The 18,925-nt window shown below is 65.5% G+C and carries 16 protein-coding genes; 10 read left to right on the top strand and 6 right to left on the bottom strand.

Features of this window, described 5'->3' with window-relative positions; all coding sequences use genetic code 11:
• Nucleotides 1-8: 8 nt before the first annotated feature.
• Genes rlmN through GSQ76_RS01895 form a run of 3 tightly spaced genes read right to left on the bottom strand, consistent with a single transcriptional unit; the run spans nucleotide 9 to nucleotide 2,377 of the window.
• The gene (gene rlmN, locus GSQ76_RS01905) at nucleotides 9-1,178 is read right to left on the bottom strand and encodes a 23S rRNA (adenine(2503)-C(2))-methyltransferase RlmN (protein WP_158742222.1); all 1,170 of its coding nucleotides are present in this window, start codon (nucleotides 1,176-1,178) and stop codon (nucleotides 9-11) included.
• Nucleotide 1,179: 1 nt separating this feature from the next.
• Nucleotides 1,180-1,734, bottom strand: coding sequence for an invasion associated locus B family protein (locus GSQ76_RS01900; RefSeq protein ID WP_158742221.1), 555 nt, complete (start codon nucleotides 1,732-1,734; stop codon nucleotides 1,180-1,182).
• Nucleotides 1,735-1,786: 52 nt separating this feature from the next.
• Complete coding sequence (locus GSQ76_RS01895; RefSeq protein WP_254070188.1) at nucleotides 1,787-2,377, bottom strand: RNA methyltransferase; 591 nt, start codon at nucleotides 2,375-2,377, stop codon at nucleotides 1,787-1,789.
• On the opposite strand from GSQ76_RS01895, the gene GSQ76_RS01890 reads away from it, so the two are divergent.
• The 7 genes from GSQ76_RS01890 (at nucleotide 2,376) to GSQ76_RS01860 (ending at nucleotide 9,800) form a co-directional block, all read left to right on the top strand.
• Nucleotides 2,376-3,614, top strand: a complete 1,239-nt coding sequence (locus GSQ76_RS01890; protein WP_158742220.1) for a methyltransferase — start codon at nucleotides 2,376-2,378, stop codon at nucleotides 3,612-3,614. The two genes, GSQ76_RS01895 and GSQ76_RS01890, sit on opposite strands and share 2 nt — an antisense overlap.
• Complete coding sequence (locus GSQ76_RS01885) at nucleotides 3,611-4,084, top strand: YdcF family protein (protein WP_158742219.1); 474 nt, start codon at nucleotides 3,611-3,613, stop codon at nucleotides 4,082-4,084. The genes GSQ76_RS01890 and GSQ76_RS01885 overlap by 4 nt, the downstream gene beginning before the upstream one ends.
• Nucleotides 4,085-4,164: 80 nt before the next feature.
• The gene (locus tag GSQ76_RS31570; RefSeq protein ID WP_158742218.1) at nucleotides 4,165-5,169 is read left to right on the top strand and encodes an ABC transporter substrate-binding protein; all 1,005 of its coding nucleotides are present in this window, start codon (nucleotides 4,165-4,167) and stop codon (nucleotides 5,167-5,169) included.
• A 35-nt stretch (nucleotides 5,170-5,204) separates the two neighbouring features.
• Nucleotides 5,205-5,918, top strand: coding sequence for an ABC transporter ATP-binding protein (locus GSQ76_RS01875; RefSeq protein WP_174247272.1), 714 nt, complete (start codon nucleotides 5,205-5,207; stop codon nucleotides 5,916-5,918).
• Nucleotides 5,911-6,699, top strand: coding sequence for an ABC transporter permease (locus GSQ76_RS01870; RefSeq protein ID WP_158742216.1), 789 nt, complete (start codon nucleotides 5,911-5,913; stop codon nucleotides 6,697-6,699). Before GSQ76_RS01875 ends, GSQ76_RS01870 begins: the two co-directional genes overlap by 8 nt.
• Nucleotides 6,700-6,734: 35 nt before the next feature.
• Complete coding sequence (locus GSQ76_RS01865) at nucleotides 6,735-8,813, top strand: sensor histidine kinase (protein WP_158742215.1); 2,079 nt, start codon at nucleotides 6,735-6,737, stop codon at nucleotides 8,811-8,813.
• 309 nt (nucleotides 8,814-9,122) lie between these two features.
• Nucleotides 9,123-9,800: a Crp/Fnr family transcriptional regulator gene (locus GSQ76_RS01860; RefSeq protein ID WP_158742214.1), complete on the top strand. Its 678-nt coding sequence runs from the start codon at nucleotides 9,123-9,125 to the stop codon at nucleotides 9,798-9,800.
• Between the two features lie 15 nt (nucleotides 9,801-9,815).
• On the opposite strand, the gene GSQ76_RS01855 is transcribed toward GSQ76_RS01860, so the two are convergent.
• A complete protein-coding gene (locus GSQ76_RS01855; protein WP_158742213.1) occupies nucleotides 9,816-10,754 on the bottom strand; it encodes a hypothetical protein in 939 nt (312 codons plus the stop codon).
• Nucleotides 10,755-10,893: 139 nt separating this feature from the next.
• Here GSQ76_RS01855 and GSQ76_RS01850 point away from each other — a divergent pair, with 139 nt between their 5' ends.
• Together GSQ76_RS01850 and GSQ76_RS01845 are read left to right on the top strand one after the other, a co-directional pair.
• On the top strand, nucleotides 10,894-12,123 hold the full coding sequence (locus GSQ76_RS01850; RefSeq protein ID WP_158742212.1) for an argininosuccinate synthase: 1,230 nt from the start codon (nucleotides 10,894-10,896) through the stop codon (nucleotides 12,121-12,123).
• A 33-nt stretch (nucleotides 12,124-12,156) separates the two neighbouring features.
• Nucleotides 12,157-14,013, top strand: coding sequence for a glycosyltransferase family 2 protein (locus GSQ76_RS01845; protein ID WP_158742211.1), 1,857 nt, complete (start codon nucleotides 12,157-12,159; stop codon nucleotides 14,011-14,013).
• 8 nt (nucleotides 14,014-14,021) lie between these two features.
• Here GSQ76_RS01845 and GSQ76_RS01840 read toward each other — a convergent pair whose 3' ends face one another.
• Nucleotides 14,022-15,182: a hypothetical protein gene (locus GSQ76_RS01840; RefSeq protein WP_158742210.1), complete on the bottom strand. Its 1,161-nt coding sequence runs from the start codon at nucleotides 15,180-15,182 to the stop codon at nucleotides 14,022-14,024.
• 181 nt (nucleotides 15,183-15,363) lie between these two features.
• Here GSQ76_RS01840 and GSQ76_RS01835 point away from each other — a divergent pair, with 181 nt between their 5' ends.
• Nucleotides 15,364-16,302 carry a class I SAM-dependent methyltransferase gene (locus tag GSQ76_RS01835; protein ID WP_158742209.1) on the top strand — a complete coding sequence of 313 codons (939 nt, stop codon included), beginning with the start codon at nucleotides 15,364-15,366 and terminating at the stop codon, nucleotides 16,300-16,302.
• Between the two features lie 16 nt (nucleotides 16,303-16,318).
• Here the strand turns inward: GSQ76_RS01835 and GSQ76_RS01830 are convergent, their stop codons facing one another.
• Nucleotides 16,319-18,760, bottom strand: a complete 2,442-nt coding sequence (locus GSQ76_RS01830; RefSeq protein ID WP_158742208.1) for a glycosyltransferase — start codon at nucleotides 18,758-18,760, stop codon at nucleotides 16,319-16,321.
• Nucleotides 18,761-18,925 lie beyond the last annotated feature (165 nt).

Here is an 18,925-nt window from a genome sequence, read left to right as displayed (position 1 = left end):
CCCGGGGACTAGGCGGCGGGGCGAACCCGAACCCGCTCGCTCTCCGTCCGAAGTTGCCCGCAGGCGGCGAGGATGTCCTGGCCGCGCGGGGTGCGCACCGGGCTGGAGAAGCCGGCATCCATGACGATACTGGCGAATTTGTTCAGTTGGGCCGTCGTGCTGGGCTCGTAGATGCTGCCGGGCCACGGGTTGAACGGGATCAGGTTCACCTTGGCCGGTAGGCCGGCGATCAGCCGCACCAGTTCGCGCGCATCCGTCTCGCTGTCGTTCACGTCGCGCAGCATCACGTATTCGAAGGTGATCCTGCGGGAGTTGGAGGAGCCAGGATAGCGCCGGCACGCCGCCAGCAACTCCTTGATCGGGTATTTCCGGTTCAACGGCACGATCTCGTCCCGCAGATCGTCCCGCACCGCGTGCAACGACACGGCCAGGTTGACGCCCAATTCCTCGCCACACCGATCCATCATCGGCACGACGCCGGAGGTGGACAGCGTGATGCGACGGCGGGATAGCGCGATGCCCTCGTTATCCATCACGATCTGCATCGCCCGGGCGACGTTCTCGTAATTGTATAGCGGCTCGCCCATGCCCATCAGCACGATGGTGGACAGCAGCCGGGGTGTTTCGCCGCGGGGTGACGGCCATTCGGCATAGGCATCCCGTGCCGCCATGAACTGGCCCACGATCTCCGCCGCGCCCAGGTTGCGCACCAGCTTTTGCGTGCCGGTGTGACAGAATTTGCACGACAGCGTGCAGCCCACCTGGGAGGAGATGCAGACGGCGCCGCGATCTTCCTGCCGGTCGGGGATGTAGACGGTCTCGGCCTCCTGCCCGTCGCGGAAGCGGAACAGGAATTTGCGGGTGCCGTCGATGCTGGTCTGCTCGGTCGCGACACCGGGCCGGCCGATGACGAAGCGCTGCGCCAGTTTCTCCTGCAGGGGTCGGGCGATGGAGGACATGGCCGAGAAATCGGTGGTGCCCTGGTGGTAGATCCAGTGCCACAATTGCTTGGCCCGAAACGCCTTTTCACCGATCGCAGCCAGCTCCTCGATCAGTTCCGGCCGGCTCAACCCCACCAGTTCGCGTCGCCCGTCCGGTAGCGCCACCGGCGGTGGGGAGAACAGCGCCGACTTCGCCAGGACGCGGTCGCGCTCGGACTCGGTGAGGGTGGCGGACATGTCAGCCCTTGCCGGGGCAGGCTTTGTTGATGGCGGCGAAGGCGGTGGAGAAGCCGCGCAGATTGAACGTGTCGACGACGGTGACGTTGCGCGGGCCGGGGGACTTGGCCACGGCCTGGCGCCCCTTCTCGAACGCGCCGACGACGGCATGGCCGTCCCGCGCGAAGGCGGAGCGTTGGCTGGTGTAGAACGGCAGCGCCGGCCCCTCGACCTGCAACGACACCTCGGCATTCGGTGCGTAGGCGAACCCGGCGCTGATCGCGACCGCATCGCGTGCCCCACCGGGCCGCTGTGTCACCGTCAGCACCACGTCGCCCCGGCCCGGCAGCGGCGGGGTGGAGGATGCGGCGCGGGTGAACGCGTAGCAGACGGTTGCGCCGCCTTCCTGGTGGGTTGCGGCGGTCCAATCCTCGAACTTGCCGATGGCCTTGGGCGCGGCCGGCGCCGGGTGGGCGGCCGGCTTGGCGGCGGGGGCATGGGATTGGGATTGGCGAGACTGGGCCAATGCCGGCGTCGCGGCCAGCATCGCAAAGAGGCAGAGAAAGGTGGGGCGCATGCCGCCACAAATACGGCGGGTGCGGGTTCGGAACAAGTCGTGAGATGGATCTCTATTCGCGTCCCAGCCATGGCGGCGGGGTTTGGCGGAACGTTGGGTCGCCATGGCCGCTTGCAGGCGGCAACGGTGGCGCGCCCCCGGTTGCCACCGGCCGATCGGCGAAGCGCCCGTGCTGCAGCAACCGGTCGTACAGCACGATGGCCCCGGCCACCGCCAGGTTCAACGCGAACCTGGTCGGGATGCGCACCACGTGCTTGCACTGCGCCAGCATCTCCGGCGACAGGCCCGACCGCTCCGGCCCCAGCACGTAGGCGGCGTTTAACGGGTGGCGGAACGACGGCAGTTCTACCGAATCCTCCAGCAGCTCGATCCCCACCAGCACGCAGCCCTGCGGCAATTGCATCTCCGCCACAGAGGCGAAGCGCCACAGCGGCACATGCGATGGCGTGTCCGCGGTGTCGGCGCGGCGGGCGGCGTGGGCGTCGTATCCGGCGGCCACGCTGAAGCAAAACGACGCCCCGAAGGCGTGGGCCGTGCGCAACAGCGCGCCGACATTGGCGGACTTGCTGGTCCCCTCCGCCCCGATGCCGAAATATCCGCGTGATCTGGCGAGCGTCATGTGCGCGGGATAGGTGTACACCATGACCGACGCAACAGACTCCCGCCTGGCCGCGCAATACGAGGCCTATCCCTACCCTGCCCGCGACCCGGCGGAGGAGGCTAAGCGCCTCGTGATCGGCAGCCCCAGCCATCTGCGCGAGGTCGACCATTGGGTGTTCGGCGCCGCCCGCCCCGCTTCCCAACCCCTGCGCGCGCTGGTGGCCGGCGGCGGCACGGGGGACGGCACCATCATGCTGGCCCAGCAACTCGCCAGCATGGGGCGGCCGGGGCGGGTGACGTATTTGGACCGATCCGGGGCCGCCGCCGCCATTGCCAAGGGCAGGGCCGCCGCGCGCGGGCTGACGCTGGATTGGCACGAGGGCTCGCTGCTGGACCTACCCGGCTCTGGTCTTGGCCCGTTCGACTACATCGATTGCTGCGGCGTGCTGCATCACCTGCCCGACCCGGCGGCCGGCTTGCAGGCGCTGCTGTCCGTGTTGGCGCCGGGTGGCGGGCTGGGCCTGATGGTCTACGCCCCACATGGCCGCACCGGCGTCTACATGCTGCAGGACGCGCTGCGGCTGTTGGCGCCGGAGGCGGAAGCGCCATCCGCCCGGCTGGACACGGCGCGCCGGATGATGCGTCACCTGCCGGACTCCGCCTGGCTACGGCAGAACACCCTGTTCGCCGACCACATCAGCGGGGGTGACGCCGGGCTCTACGATCTACTGTTGAACCCGCGCGACCGCGCCTACGACGTGCCCGCCTTGCACGCCCTGTTGGCCGATGCCGGGCTGCAAATCACCTGCTGGATGGAGCCATTGCGCTACGACCCGGCCATCTACCTGCCGGACCCACGCCTGCGCGCCCGCGCCGCCGCGCTGAACCCGGTGGAACGCGCCGCCCTGGCAGAATCCCTGTGCGGCAACATCAGCACCCACGTCGTCTACGCCGTGCGCGCCGCAGATGCCCCTCCGCCGCCGGACTTTGCCAACCCGGCGGCGGTCCCCGTCATGCGTGAAATGCCCGGCGCCGAGTTGGCCAAGCACATCCGGCCGGACGGCACGCTGCCCTTCCTGTTCGACGGGCTGCGCCACCCGGTGCCACTGCCCCCCTTGGCGGCGGCCATCCTGCGCCTGGTGGACGGCCAACGCAGCGTTGCCGCCATCGCCGCGGAAATGGCCGGCCGCACCTCCGCCGAGGCGTTCACCCGCGCCTGGCGGGAAACGTACACGCCGCTCGCCGCGCTCAACCGCCTGCTGCTGGCGCCGCCACCATGACCATCATCATCTTCGGCGCCGCCATCCTTCCCGGCGGCCGCCCTAGCCTGACGTTGCAGGGCCGGGTCGAGGCGGCGTTTCGCTGCGGCGGCGTCACTTCCCACTACATGCCAACGGGCGCTGTCGGCCGTCACGGCCCGTCCGAGGCCAGCGTCATGGCCGCCATCCTGACCGGGTTCGGTGTGCCCCCCGACCACATCACGCTGGAGGAAACGGCCACCGACACGCTGTCGTCCGCCGTGGCCTGCGCGCGCCTGCTGGGGGCGAGCCCCGGCCCGGTGCGCATCGTCAGCAGCGACTACCACCTGCCGCGCTGCGCCATGCTGATGCGCGCGGTCGGCGTGCGTACCGCCCACTGCCCGCCACCGCCGCGGGAGCGCCGGGTGTGGTATTGGCGGCTGCGAGAGTGCGTGGCGTATCCCTATGACGTCATCGCCATCACGGCACGGCGGCTGTTTGGGCGGCTGTGACAGAATCGCGCCATGACCCCGTGACCGCGGCGCGCCACTTCGCTTAGGCTCCGCCATCGCCCCTGCTACGGAGCCCGCCCATGCTAGCCCGCCGCCGGACACTGCTCGCCGCCGCCCTCGCTGCCCCGCTGGCCCGGCCCGCTTTGGCGCAGGGCGCACTCACCAAGGTAACGTTCGGCACCGACTGGTTGGCGGAGGCGGAGCATGGCGGGTTCTACCAGGCGGTCGCCAAAGGATATTTCAAGGCGCACGGGCTGGACGTGACCATCCGCATGGGCGGACCGCAGACCAATCCGCTGCAGCAGGTTGCGGCGGGGGTGGTGGATTTCCAAATCTCCTCCGGCAGCTTCGGCGCCATGGCGATGGCGCAGCAGGGCATTCCCGTGGTGGCCGTCGCCGCGTTCTTCCAGAAGGACCCGCAGGTGCTGATCTCCCATCCCGGCACCGGCAGCGACACGCTGGAGCAGATGAAGGGCAAGCCGATCATGATCGGGGGGGCGACGCGCACCGGGTCGTGGCTGTTCCTGAAAGCGAAATACGGCTTCACCGACGACCAGATCCGCCCATACAATTTCTCCGTTGCGCCGTTCATCGCCGACAAGACGGCCATCCAGCAGGGCTTCGTCTCGTCCGAGCCGTATCAGATCGAGAAGGCGACGGGGATCAAACCGGTGGTCAACCTGCTCGCCGACCATGGCTACGACAGCTACTCCACCACGATCCTCACCACGTCCAAGCTGGTGCACGACAAGCCGCAGGTCGTGCGCGCGTTCATCGAGGCGTCGATCGAGGGGTGGCGGAGCTACATGGACGATCCGGCACCGGGCAACGTGCTGATCCACAAGGACAATCCGGACATCACGGAGGACGTGCTCGCCAACTCCGTCAAGGTGATGCGCCAATACGGCATCGTCGATTCCGGCGACAGCCTCGCCCTTGGGATCGGTGCGATGACGGAGGCGCGATGGAGGGGTTTCTTCGACACGATGGTCAAGGCCGGGCTCTACAAACCCGATCTGGACTTCCACAAAGCCTACACCTTGGACTTCGTGAATCAGAAACACGACCTGGCGCCGAAGCCCTGAGCCCGGCCGACGAACCACTCCTCCGCCTGTCCGGCGTGCGTAAAGCCTTCCCCAACGGCACGGTCGCCCTGGACGGATTGGATCTGGCCGTGCGCCGGGGCGAGTTCCTGAGCCTGCTCGGCCCGTCCGGCTGCGGCAAATCCACCGCCCTGCGGTTGATGGCCGGCCTGGGCGAGCCCACCGCCGGCACGGTGCAGCGCCCGGCCGGCGCCAAGCTGGGCTTCGTGTTCCAGGAGCCGACGCTGATGCCGTGGCGCACCGTCTGGGGCAATGTGCGCCTGCCCCTGCAGATGGCCGGGCTGTCCCGTGGCGACGCCGAACCCCGGGTGGCGGACGCCTTGGAGCGGGTGGGGCTGACCAGCTTCGCCCGCGCCTATCCGCGCCAGCTATCCGGCGGAATGAAGATGCGCGTCTCCATCGCCCGCGCCATCGCCACCCAGCCCGACCTGCTGCTGCTGGACGAGCCCTTTGCCGCGCTGGACGAGATCACCCGCGGCAACCTGAACGACGACCTGCTGCGGCTCTGGCAAGGCCACGGCTTGACGATCGTGTTCGTCACCCACAGTGTCTACGAGTCGGTCTACCTCTCCAGCCGCATCGTCGTCATGGCGCCGCGACCCGGCAGGGTCGTCGCCGACATTCCCCTGCCGCCGCCAACGGCGCGCACGGAGGAATACCGCAGCGCCCCCAGCTACGTCGCCGATTGCCGCACCGTCTCCGCAGCGCTGAAGTCCGCCATCCATGCGTAGCCAGCGCCTTCTGCTGGCCCTGCTGCCGATTGTCACCGGCATCGTCGTACTGGTGGCGTGGGAGGCGGTGGTGCGGCTGAACGATATCCCGCCCTACATCCTGCCCAGCCCGCTCGCGATCGGCGCCAAGCTGATCGAGGATTGGGGCACACTGTCCAGTTCGCTGTGGGTGACGCTGGACATCACCCTGATGGCGCTGCTGGCGGCTATCGTCGGCGGGGGCGGCCTGGCCATCCTGTTCGCGCAATCCCGCTGGGTGGAGGCGAGCCTGTTCCCCTACGCGGTAGTGCTTCAGGTGACGCCGATCATCGCCATCGCGCCGCTGATTCTGATCTACGTGCACGACACCCGCCTGGCCTTGCTGATTTGCGCCTGGCTGGTGGCGTTCTTCCCAATTTTGTCCAACACCACGCTGGGGCTGAACTCGGTCGACCACAACATGCTGGATCTGATGCAGCTTTACCGGGCCCGGCGCGGCCAGGTGCTGTGGTATCTGCGCCTGCCTGCCGCGATGCCGTATTTCCTGGCCGGCCTTCGCATCGCCGGGGGCTTGAGCCTGATTGGCGCCGTGGTGGCCGAGTTCACCGCCGGCACCGCCACCGGGGGCACCGGGCTCGCCTACCGCATCCTTGAGAGCGGCTACCGCTTGGACATTCCCCGCATGTATGCCGCGCTGGTGCTGCTGTCGCTGACCGGGATCGTGATCTACGGCTGCACCAGCCTGCTCTCGTGGCTGGTGCTGCACCGCTGGCACGAGAGCGCCGTGCGGCGGGATCGCTAGACGATGAGGTTCGCCTCGCGCGCTGGACCGAAACGTTGGTTCTCATTACGCTGGCCATGCAGATCGCCGTCGTATCCCCGACCGCTTGGCAGAACCGAGGGTTTCCTGTGCCCCCCTTGACGCGACCGGCCGATGGTTCGGCCAGAGCAGACAAGGCGCTTGCATCCGACGCGCAGCGCATCGCGGCCCAACACGCCCCGGCCTATGTCGTCATCGACGAGGCTGACTGCGTGGTATTGTTCTCGGAAGGAACCGGCTGGTTTCTAGAAGCCACTGGCCCGGCGTCGTTGAGCCTGGCCAGCATGGCGCGGCCCGAAACCCTGCCGGAACTGCGCAAGCTGATCCGTTGGACCCGGGTCACCGGCCGCATCGGCCGCGCGACCACGACGATGGACCAGGCTACCGGCCCGTCCCTATTGGTGAGCCTGGTGGTGGAGCCACTGCCGGCCGCCGACGCCGGGGAGCGCCGCTTGTTGATACTGTTCCAGCAGGCCGGCCCCGATCTGTCGCCCGCCCGGCCGGAGCGGCAGATCCAGCTCGACCGCTTGGCAAGTGCGTTGAAGCACTCCAATCACCGGCTTAGCGCCACCACGCTCGACCTGATCGCAAGCAATGCCGACTACCAGGCCGCGGCCGAGGCACTGGAGGCGACCAATGCCGAGCTGGAAGTCGCCACCGAAGAACTGCGGGTGCTGAATGGCGAGCTGACCGACCGGGTGGTCGAGCTAGACCTGGCCCATACCGACATTCGCAATTTGCTGGACAGCACGCGGATCGCCATCGTCTTCCTGGATGAAGACCTTCGCATCCGAACCTTTACCCCGTTGGCATGCGGCATGTTCCGTCTATCCGACGCCGATCTGGGCCGTCCGCTCGGCGATTTGACCGCTGATGTCGACTACCCGAACCTGACTGCGGATCTGCGCAATGTATTGCGGAGCGCCACCATGCTGGAGCGCGAAATCGACGGTACGCTGGACGGCCGCCGGTTCCTGGCCCGGATGCTGCCCTATCGCGATAGCCGAGCCGCGACTGCTGGCGTGGTGCTGGCCTTCATCGATGTGAGCGCCACCCATAACGCCAACCAGGCCCGGCGCGAGAGCGAGGAACGGCTGCATCTGATGGCGGCCAGCGTGCCGGCGTTTCTCTTCATCGCGCGTCCGTCGCGGGATTGGGATTACGTCAATCCACCGTTTCACAGCTTCACCGGCCTGGCGGTTGAGGCGGCACTGGGGCGCGGCTGGTGGGATGCCGTTCACCCCGATGATCGTGAGGAAGCGGACTCGCTATGGCGGGCCGCGGCCGAGCGGGGCAGCACGATGCAGCACGAGATCCGATTTCGCGCCGCCACGGGTGCCTGGTGCTGGTTCCTGATACGCGCGGTGCCGCAGTTGGACCGGCAGGGGGGGGTGGTGCGCTGGTTCGGCTCCTGCACCGACATCGACGAGCGGCGCCAGGCGGAAAGCCGGCAAGGACTGATGCTGGCGGACATGCAGCACCGGGTGAAGGACATTTTGGCGGTCGTGCGCTCGCTGCTGAAGCGGACGCTGCAATCGAGCGTGGATATGGACCATTTCGCGGACCATTTTGCCGGGCGGCTCGGCGCCTTGGCGCGGTCCCAAAGCGTGGCGGCGCGCACGCCCGAGCGTAATGTCATGCTGGAGGAATTAGTCGCCGAAGAATTGGCGGCGCATGGCGGCCAAAACGATCGCCAGGTGTCCATTGAAGGGCCACCCGTGGTGCTGTCCGACAAGGTTGCCAGCGTGTTGGGCCTCGCCTTGCATGAACTGACGACCAACGCCTTGAAATACGGGGCGTTGTCCATCCCGTCCGGCCAGATTGCCGTGCGTTGGCGGTTGGAACCGCCGGTTGCGGCCGCGCGCACCGGCCGGGACGTGCTAACACTGGCATGGCTGGAACACGGCGTGCCGTTGACCGAGGTGAACCCCAGCCGGCGCGGCTTTGGCCGCAACCTGATCGAGCAAGGGCTCGCCTTCGAGCTGAAAGCGTCGACCAAGCTCGACTTCCGGCCGGGTGGCCTACAATGCACGATCGTGCTGGATCCCCGGGGTGACGACATGGCTGCGGCGGGCAACCGGCGGCAGGCGCCATGAGGCTGTCGACGAATGACACACTCGCCTTATCAATTAATGCGATGGGCGGTGTATGGCCGGAACTAAGCCTCGACCCTGTTGTTTCGAAACCATGACGCATCCTTCCACGACATGCGAGACCGCGACCGACGTCGTGATATCGTCGCTAGCCAACGCGACCGTCGCCGCGAGCCATCGGGATGTGCATGCAACGCTGCGCGCGCCGGTCTGCCGTCGCGCCCTATATTGAAAGAGATGCGTGCGGATATGAGCTGGTCAGCCATTAGGTCCAGCGATACGTCACGGTTCGAAAACCCCTTAGTGATGCGTATGGCGGGTCTTGCAGACCTGTCCGCCGAGGAAATGGATATCCTGCGGGAAAACGTCTCGCTGGCGCATAGCAGTGCCATCCAGGCCGAGCTGTGTACGGAGGGCAAGGTCCAGATGCCACAGGTGTTGCTGGCAGGATGGGCGTGTTATCAGCGGCTGCTGGGGGATGGGCGTCGGCAGATTGTGGACTTCCTGCTACCCGGTGACATCATAGGCTCCCCCACCCGCAGCGACTTGCCCCTATCGCGCACGGCAATTGCGCTAACGCAGGTCGTCACTGCCGATGCACGGCCACTGATGCAGGCGATCGACGGGTCTGGCCCGGTGATGCCCGGCCTGGCGCGCGCGCTGCACCGCATGGCCTATGCCGAGGATGTGCGCCAGCGCGACCACATCGTCCGGCTGGGCCGGCAGACCGCATACGAGCGAGTCGTTCATCTGATGCTGGAATTCCACAGCCGCCTGCAGCAGATCGGGGCGGTTCACGACGACCGTTTTGCCCTGCCGCTGACGCAGGAGGTTTTGGCCGACGCGTTGGGCCTCAGCGTGGTTCACATCAACCGGACGCTACAACAGATCCGTCGTGATCGTTTGTTCGACATGCGATCCGGCCAGGTGACGCTACGCCAGATCGAATTGATGCGGGCGATGGCGGATTGGACGCCGCCGATCGGCTAGCCGGCGGCGATCGCGCTAGGGCGCGCACGTCACCGGCGGCTTGGGCTCGGTCGCGAAATGCAGCAGGCAGGTGGCGAATCGCTGGTTGAACGCGGTGCTGCCGGCGGCGAGGTGTCCGCTCAACCCGGGCGGCCGGTCGATCAGCAGCAGCCCACCCGTCTTCGGCCGCAGCCGCTCCATCAGGCTGATCCTGGTGTCGCCGTCGGACATGAACGGGTCGTTGGCGAATTGCGCGATGGCGACGCGGGTGCGGGATGGCTGGGCATTCCCGATCAGGGCGCGCAGATCGTCATCCTGCGCCGTGAGGTTCAGGCTGGCGCCGGAGCCATGGGCCGCCGGGGATGTCGCGATCACCACATCTGCCAGCCCGGCCGTGTCCAGAATCTGCAGCGATGTCCAACCGCCCCGGGACTGGCCGGCCGCCACCACCAGGCGGTAGCCCTGGCGTCGCATCAGCGCGAGCCCATCCCGCAGCCAACCGGCGGCGCGGATGGGATTGTCAACCATTGGCGCGCGGTCGAACCGCACGATGTCGAACCCGGCATCGTTGAACACGCGCAGGAAAGATGGCGGCTGCACGCCGCGGGAATCGACCGTGCCTGTGGTGCCATGCGACCAGACCACGACCCCCAGCGCGGCCGCCGGGCCATGCCATAGGAAACGGGCATCCGGGACGAAGCCGTAATTCATCGTGTCGACGAACGGGCCGGGCGGCAGGGTTGGCTGCCATTGCCGCCCCGGCCAGACGATGCTCAGATCCTCCGCATAGGGATGGCAGTCGATGCCGCCGTGCTGCACGCACAGGGTGATGGCGCGGGCCGCCGCGGCCTCGGTGGATTGGCCGCCAGAGTACCAGCCGATATGACCGTTGCCGTCGATGGCGGCCACGCGGGGCGTGTTGGAGAGCAGGAACTCGCTGTAGAGCCCCCGGCCCGCCTGTCCCAACCCCGGCACGGATGCTGAGTCCAATACCGCTTGGGCCCGAGCCCCGAACGAGAGCAAAAGCACTCCGAGCACCCAACCAAGCCGCATTTGCTTGCCGCCTTCGCGCTTCGGGGCTATGCGCGACCCCTGGTGTACCGGAGGTCTAGCTATGCCCAAGCGCGATGTGAAGAAGGTAGTGCTCGCCTATTCCGGCGGCCTCGACACCAGCGTGATCCTACGCTGGTTGCAAACCACCTATGGCTGCGAGGTGGTGACCTTCACCGCCGACCTTGGCCAGGGGGAAGAGCTGGAGCCAGCCCGCAAGAAGGCCGAGATGTTCGGCGTCAAGCAGATCTTCGTCGACGATTTGCGCGAGGAGTTCGTGCGCGACTTCGTCTTCCCGATGTTCCGCGCCAACACCGTGTATGAGGGCCAGTACCTGCTGGGCACCTCCATCGCCCGGCCGCTGATCGCCCAGCGGCAGATCCAGATCGCCGAGGAGGTCGGCGCCGACGCGGTGGCCCATGGCGCCACCGGCAAGGGCAACGACCAGGTGCGGTTCGAGATCGCCTATTACGCGCTGAAGCCCGACGTGACGGTGATCGCCCCCTGGCGCGAATGGGACCTGACCAGCCGCACCAAGCTGCTGGAGTTTGCCGAGTTGAACCAGATCCCCATCGCCCGCGACAAACGCGGCGACGCCCCGTTCTCGGTCGACGCCAACCTGCTGCACAGCAGCAGCGAAGGCAAAGTGCTGGAAGACCCGGCGGACGAGGCGCCCGAACTGGTCTACCAGCGCACCATCCGGCCGGAGGACGCGCCGGACAAGGCGACCGTGATCAGCATGGATTTCGAGCGTGGTGACGCCGTGGCCATCGACGGGGTAAAGATGTCCCCGGCGACGCTGCTGGCCAAGCTGAACGAGTTGGGCAAGGCCAACGGCATCGGCCGGCTGGACCTGGTGGAGAATCGCTTCGTCGGCATGAAGTCCCGCGGCGTGTACGAGACGCCGGGTGGCACGATCCTGCTGCAGGCCCATCGCGGGATCGAGAGCATCACGCTGGATCGGGAGGCGGCGCATCTGAAGGACCAGCTGATGCCGCGCTATGCGGAGCTGATCTATAACGGCTTCTGGTTCAGCCCCGAGCGACGGATGCTGCAGGCTGCCATCGACGTGAGCCAGAACAGCGTGAGCGGCCGGGTGCGGCTGAAGCTGTATAAGGGCAATGTGAGCGTGATCGGGCGCGAGAGCCCGAACAGCCTGTATTCCGCCCGGGTTGTGACGTTCGAGGACGACCAGGGCGCCTACGACCAAGTGGACGCCCAGGGCTTCATCAAGCTGCAGGCGCTGCGGCTGCGGTTGGGTGCAGCCGTGGGGCGCAAGGGCGGCACGCTGTAACTTGGGGCGCGCCACCTGACGGAGCCTGAGACAATGGATGTGTTCGACGTCGTGACCGTCCATGGCACGAGGCTATTCATGGAGCGGGAGACTGGCCGGGTCCGCCATGGCCCCAAGCCTATCGATGGCCCCGTGCCTATCGATGGCCCCACGCTCGTCGGGGACCACGTCCCACTGCTGCTTTGGGCGCCGGCGGACCGCAAGGGCGTGGGCTTCCTGATCCCAGCGGAGCGGCCGTCCGTTCCACTGCACCTGTCGCATGACCCGGAGCATCATGACGTTCTGAGCCTGCGGGTGTGGCGGGACGCGGACGGCACCTCGTTCCTATACCATCCACTGACCGGCTTCCTGCTATGCCCGGTGCCGGTGGAGGGCGGGGTTGGCCCGGTCGAAATCGACCGCAGGGAGGCTGGCGCGTGGGAACGGGTGTCGTTGGAGCCAATGGCTTCGGTGCCTGCCTACGTGCAACAGGAAGTGCGGCAACTGCGCGGTTTGCTGCAGCGCCTGCATGACGGGCCGGCCGTGCTGGCCTATCTCTACGAAGGGGCGACGCCGTCGCCATCGCATTTCGCCCAGGTCCTGCGGGTACTGCCGCCGAAGCAGATCGAGTGGGTGGGCCGGGCGCTGGCAACCGCCCCGGAAGCCGCCCGCTTGTTGACGCGGGCATTGCCGGACGATTTGTGGGCGGCGCATGCCCTGCCTGATCTGGTGCGCTGGCAGGGTGGCACCGCCGGGCCGCGCATACGGCTGATCGACGAACGCTTCGACGTCCTGATGACCCTCGGGTTCGGCGGCAAATACGCCTCCGCCGCGCATATGTGCAGCGCCTTCGCGCGTCGCAGTGCCGCGCCGCGAGGTGGCATCTGCATCGTTGCCACCGCCCGGAACGAGGCGCCTTACCTGCTCGAGTGGATTGCCTACCACCGCGAAATCGGGGTCGAGGCGTTCTTCATCTATACCAACGACAATAACGATGGTTCGGACGAGATGCTGTCGATCCTGGCGGGGGACGGGGTCATTACGCTGATCCACAACCGGGTTGGTCCCGGTATCGGGCCACAAGGCAAGGCGTATGGCCACGCCTTCCAGATGTTGCCGGACGTGCTGGGCTACGACTGGGCGGCGGTGATCGACGTCGACGAGTTCATTGTGTTCGACACCAATCGGTTCGCCTCACTGCCCGACTTCATCGCGAGCATAACCGTGCGGCAGACGGATGCGATCGCGCTCAATTGGGTCGTCTACACCGCGCATCACGAGATTTTCCGCAGCGACGTTCCGGTGACGCAGCGCTGTCTGCACCGGGAACCGACGCCGAACTTCCATGTGAAGGCGATCAGCCGCCCGTCGCAGTTCATTCACTCGCAGTGCCACTTTCCCATATGGGACGATTTCACTGCCTGGTCGTTTCGCACGGCGAGCGGGACGCCGCACGTGCAGGACTACATCACGGCCGGATCCGCCTTCGCAAAGGAGCCGACTGACCAAGGCGCCTGGATCAACCACTACTTCACCAAATCCGCCGAGGAATTCGTGATGCGCCGGACTCGGGGCCGGGGCGATATCGGCCTCATTCCGCTGTCGACCGAGACGTTGCCGCCGCCGGTGGCGCATTATTTCCGGTTCTGGTTCGACTCGCCGGCATCGCGTGTCGACACGAGGGCGCTCGCCTGTGCCCCGCATCTGGACCAGGCGATCGCAACCTTGCGAAGCCTGCCCGGCATGGTCGAGGTTCTGGCGCTGGTGGCGCAACGCGATAGCGAGCGGCTGAAACAAGTCGTCGACTTACTGGCGACCGATCCGCGGTTTCAACAGCCGGGCACGGACGAGGCCTGGTTCACCCCGATCATGGCCGAAGCCGCTACCAGAGCCGAATTGCGGTTGCGATAGGATAAAGGCTAGCCAAGATGATAGCCGCGCTTGTGCCCGGTCGCGATGTAATGGTGTTGCGCGTCCGTGTAGTCACCCTGGCTCACCTCGATGGCTGCTAGGACATAGCGCTGAAAATAGCGATTGGGGTCGATGTCCACCACCCGCCGGTTCTCGTCAAAACCGTTCATGACGTAATGCGTCAATGCCGATTTGAGCGCGCCGCTGGCCACGATTTCGCTCACGTCGGGATATTCCCTGCAGTAGAACGCGGCATCGAACAGTTTGATGAAATCCGCCTTGCGACGTTTGTATCGGGGGGCGGTCCGCAGGCCCTCCAGCATGCCGGGGCAGACCAGCCGCCAGAGGTTTTCCAGCCCCGCGTGGTAGTGCAGCGCCGCGTCCTGCGGGGCCGAATAGTAGATGGGAAACACGTAGAAACTATAGCGCGCGTCGTCGAGCGGCAGCAGCCAGGCGTGGCGGCCCTGCAGCGGGTGGAACAGGCCGGCCACGGGGAAGATGATCCGGTCCGCCTGCGACAACCATGCCGCACACCAGGAGAAGGTGCTGATGCAGGGCACAATGTTGCAAGAGTTCCGGATGAACTGAAAATCGGCAATGGCACCTTTGCTGGGGAGGTATACGGCATCGGGGAATTCGGCCTTCAACGCGGCCAGATATGCGCCGTCGTCAAGCTGACCTAAGAACACCGGCCTCAATCCAGTGACGGCGACGAGCATCCGGTAGAACGCGATTGGCAGCAAAACGTAGTCCGGATGTTGCGCGTTCGCGATGTCGCCCAGGCGGATGTTGATCAGCAATTCGTCCGGCCCGGCGCCGCCCACTGCCCCATCGAAGGGAAAAAACGCCGTGTAGCCGGCTGGCGGCAGCAGATTGCCGGTGTTCTGACAGTAATGACTCAGCTCCACACGCGAAATCGCTTCGGCATTGAGCGCGGCCGCCAGTGCATCTGGATCGACGAAACTGACCTGTGTCACCTCCTGCCGATGATCGAACACGAGCCGATCGGTCGGATCGTCGCTGCTATCGGGATAGTGCAAATTCCATTCGGGAATATCGACATTGGCGATGACGCTCCCCGGCACTTGCGACGCGATTGTCTGGGCCGCCATGAATTGGAACATCTGGTTGCCGAGATTGCCCAACGGCCGAATGCGGATCGTCGGCATACTCTTCTGCTGCATCGCAGATCGGACCTTCTCTTGCACGAATTCTACCGAACATCGATAACGCGGATGGAGCCAACCACCCTATACCGGATAGGACGGACCCGGTAGGGTGCCGACCATGCGCTTTACTGATACGCGCATCGCCGTTCACTTCCCCCCTGCAGGATAGCGACGTCAACTCATGGCCAAAGCACTTGATGCCCTGACCCGAGCCGCCATTCGACATGGATCAGACAGGTATGGCGGTCATCTCTACACGCCGATCTATCATGCGTTGTTCCAGCACATGCGAGAGCAGCCGCTGCGATTTCTGGAGATCGGCGTGGGCGGGTATTCCTCGGAAAAGGCCGGTGGCCTGGGACTGAAGATGTGGGCGGAGTATTTTCCGAACGCGTCGATCCATGGCCTCGATGTCGAACGCAAGACGCTGTCGCTTTCCCCACGCGTCAAGGTTCATCAGGGCTCGCAGGTCGATTACGATTTGCTGGACCGGCTGTCGCGCGAGGCAGGTCCGTTCGACATCATCATCGATGACGGCAGCCACGCCGTCGACCACATGGTCGGGTCGTTCCGGCATCTCTACCCGGCAATGGCACCCAACGGAATTTACGCGATCGAGGATACGCAGACCTCGTTCGCATCCCACATGGGCGGCCATCCGGACGGGCGTGGGACGGTTTTCGATCTCGCCCATCGCCTGTCCCTGGCGATGCACGCACCCGAGGGTTTCGTGGACCCCAATCCAGATCCATTGCTGAGCCAGCTTGCGACAATGACCAGCAGTGTTGCGACCTATCGCAACGTCACCGTGTTCCAGCGCGGGCCCAACACCTATCCTTCCAACCAAACCCTCGATTTTGGCAATGCCGAAGTCCAGGACGTGTTCGACTCGATTACCGCGCAAAACGACCGCGATCCGTCTTCTGGTGGCACGTTGTCACGGATCGACATGCTCATCTGGGCCGGCAAGACAGCCGAGGCCGGCGCCATGGCAATCGAAACTGCCAACCGTTACCCAAGAGAAATGCCGGTGCTGTTCGAGTTGCTCCGGATGATGGAGTGGGCCAACCAGTCGAACGCCCGCGCCCATATCGCAGTCCATATCGCGAATATTCGCTGAATTCGGCCTCGCGCCGTTAGCTCACCATCGCCGTCTTGCGCGATGGTGACTTAGGCTTCACCTTGGGTTGCGGCGCTTTGACCGGGCTAGGTATCTGTTTGCCGGGGGCATCCGACGTAGGCTCCGGGAAACTGGAACCCGGCGGCAACACCGCCCGTGGCACCGGCTTCTTCAGCAACGACGGCGCCCGCGCCGCTTGCAACGACGCGTTCGACAATTTCTCGAACATGCCCACCTCGCGGGAGAAATGCGGGTTGTAATACGGGTCGTCCAGCAGCAGCGGCCCCCAGCGATCCACCATCGCCTGGTTTTCGCCGTAGAATCGCGGCAAATTGTGCTCCGCCAAATCGGTCCCACGGCTGAGGCTCTCGTGGTGTTCGGCAATCATCGCCGGGGTCATCACGATGCGATACCCGGCGCGGCCGATGCGCAGGCATAGATCAACATCGTTGAACGCGACGGTGAATCGCTCCTCGTCGAACATGCCGACGGCACGGAACGCATCGGCCCGGCACAGCATGCACGCCGCCGTCACCGCCGACATATCCTGCGCGCAAATCGCACGGAAGCAGTAGCCCGGCGCGTCCAACAGGACATAGCGGAACATGTGGTCACCCACGCCACCAACACCCAGCACCACGCCAGCATGCTGCACGGTCTGGTTCGGGTAGATCAGCTTCGCGCCGACAGCGCCGACATGCGGATCGGCCAGGGCCTCGTTGACCATGATGCGCAACCAATCCGCCTGCTGCACGAACACGTCGTTGTTCAGGAACAGGAAGAAATCCGTCTCCAACTGATTTGCAGCCAAATTATTGATGCGAGAGTAGTTGAACGGTTCCTCCACCCGGATGATCTTGATGCGCTTGTTGGACCGGATGCTATCGACCCAGGCCTCGGTTTTCGGCTCGGTCGACCAATTGTCGATCAGCACGATCTCGTAATTCCGATAGGCAGTCAGTTTCAGGATCGCCTCAACGCAGCGCTTCGTCGTCTCCACCTGGTCCTTGAACGGGATCAGAATCGACACTTTCGGCTGGGCCAGGAAACCCCACTGGACCTCGTAGAGGGTGGAGTTGAACAGCGGCACGATGGCGGCGGGCAAATTGCGCCGGGCCAGGTGGTCGGCCAGCGCCTTGCGCCCGGCCTCGACCGCGTAGCTCTTGGCGGATTGCAGCCCGGCGGTGGAGGTCGCGGATTTGCGCCAGTGATACAGGATCTCCGGCACGTGGTGGATTTGCGTGGCAGGAATGGCTTCGGACAGCCGGAGGATCAAATCGTGGTCCTGCGCACCGTCATAGGCTGGGCGGAACGGTCCCACCTGCCGCAGCGTCGTGGCCTCGACGAACAGCAGATGGCAGATATAGTTGTTCGATAGGATCAGCCGGTAGTTCCAGTCCGTCTTCAGATGCGGGTCGCTCAGATTGCCGTATTGATCGACCTTGTCCTCATCAGAATACAGCAGCTTGGCGCCAGTATTGCGCGCGGCCAGCAACATGATCTCCAACGCCACATCGACCAGCAGGTCGTCATGGTCGAACAGGGCGATCCATTCGCCGGTGGCGGCAGCGATGCCGGCATTGGTCGCCTCGCTGATGCCGAGGTTCTTCGGGTGGCGGATGACGCGGATCCGCGGATCCTTGGCGCAGAACGCATCGATGGCCGTGGTCAGCTGCGGGGATTTGCTGGCATCGTCGACCAGGATCAGCTCCCAGTCGGTCCAGCTCTGCCGGCGCACGCTTTCCACCGCGGCGACGAAATCGGCCACCGCCGGTTTGTAGACCGGGCAGATGACGGACACCTTGCTGGAGGCGCCGCCCATGAGCCGCGCGTAATCCGGCCCGCGCCGCTCGGCCAACACGCGGGATCGCAACGTGTCGAGATACTTGGTCATCCATAGCTTGTAGGTGCTGAGGTCGTATTCATCCGCGGACACCATGTTCCGCAGTTCATCCTTCAGCGCATACACCTGGGTGCAGAGCGCCTCGATCTTGGCATACATCTCGAACAAACGGTCGCTGCTGTCGCGTGTCAGGACGCGGCCGTTGAACGGGCTGCCCTGGATCTGGCCGCCCTCCGGCGTGCCGTGGAATTCCAGGACGAACGGCTTGCCGTCGCGAAATCGCGTGGGCAGGGTGTACATGAAGCCGCAATGCGGCTCGCAGCCCAACATTTCGGCCACGTCGTTGCGGATCAGCGTCGCCTTGACGGCGCCAATGCGGATCCCGTTGGCCCTCACCTCCAGCGTCACGTTGCCATTGCGTTCGCCGGTCACCCGGTTGCTGCGGAACGCCCAGCCACGGACGGACGCGCCGGACATGCCGTCGACCACGCCATGGATGGCGGTGGTCTGAAAAACGACCTCAAGCTCATCCCTGGCTTGCTCGCCCTGCCCGAAATACAACGCCTCCCCGGTGCGGAACCGGATGCGAATGCGGTGCGGCTTGCCATCGATCACCGCCGGGGGCAGCTGGAAGCGGAAACCAAGACGATCCCCGGGAATACCCTCGGCATTCAGCTCCGGTCGGGGGTCGGTGCAGGTAAATCCTCCGACGATTTTATCGTCAATAAGTAAAACGAGAGTCGCGGGCCCTTTCAATTGGGTTTTATCGACTGCCCAACC

The sequence above is a fragment of the Acidisphaera sp. L21 genome, assembly GCF_009765685.1.
Lineage (GTDB): Bacteria > Pseudomonadota > Alphaproteobacteria > Acetobacterales > Acetobacteraceae > LMUY01.
This window is presented reverse-complemented; position numbering and strand designations above follow the sequence as displayed.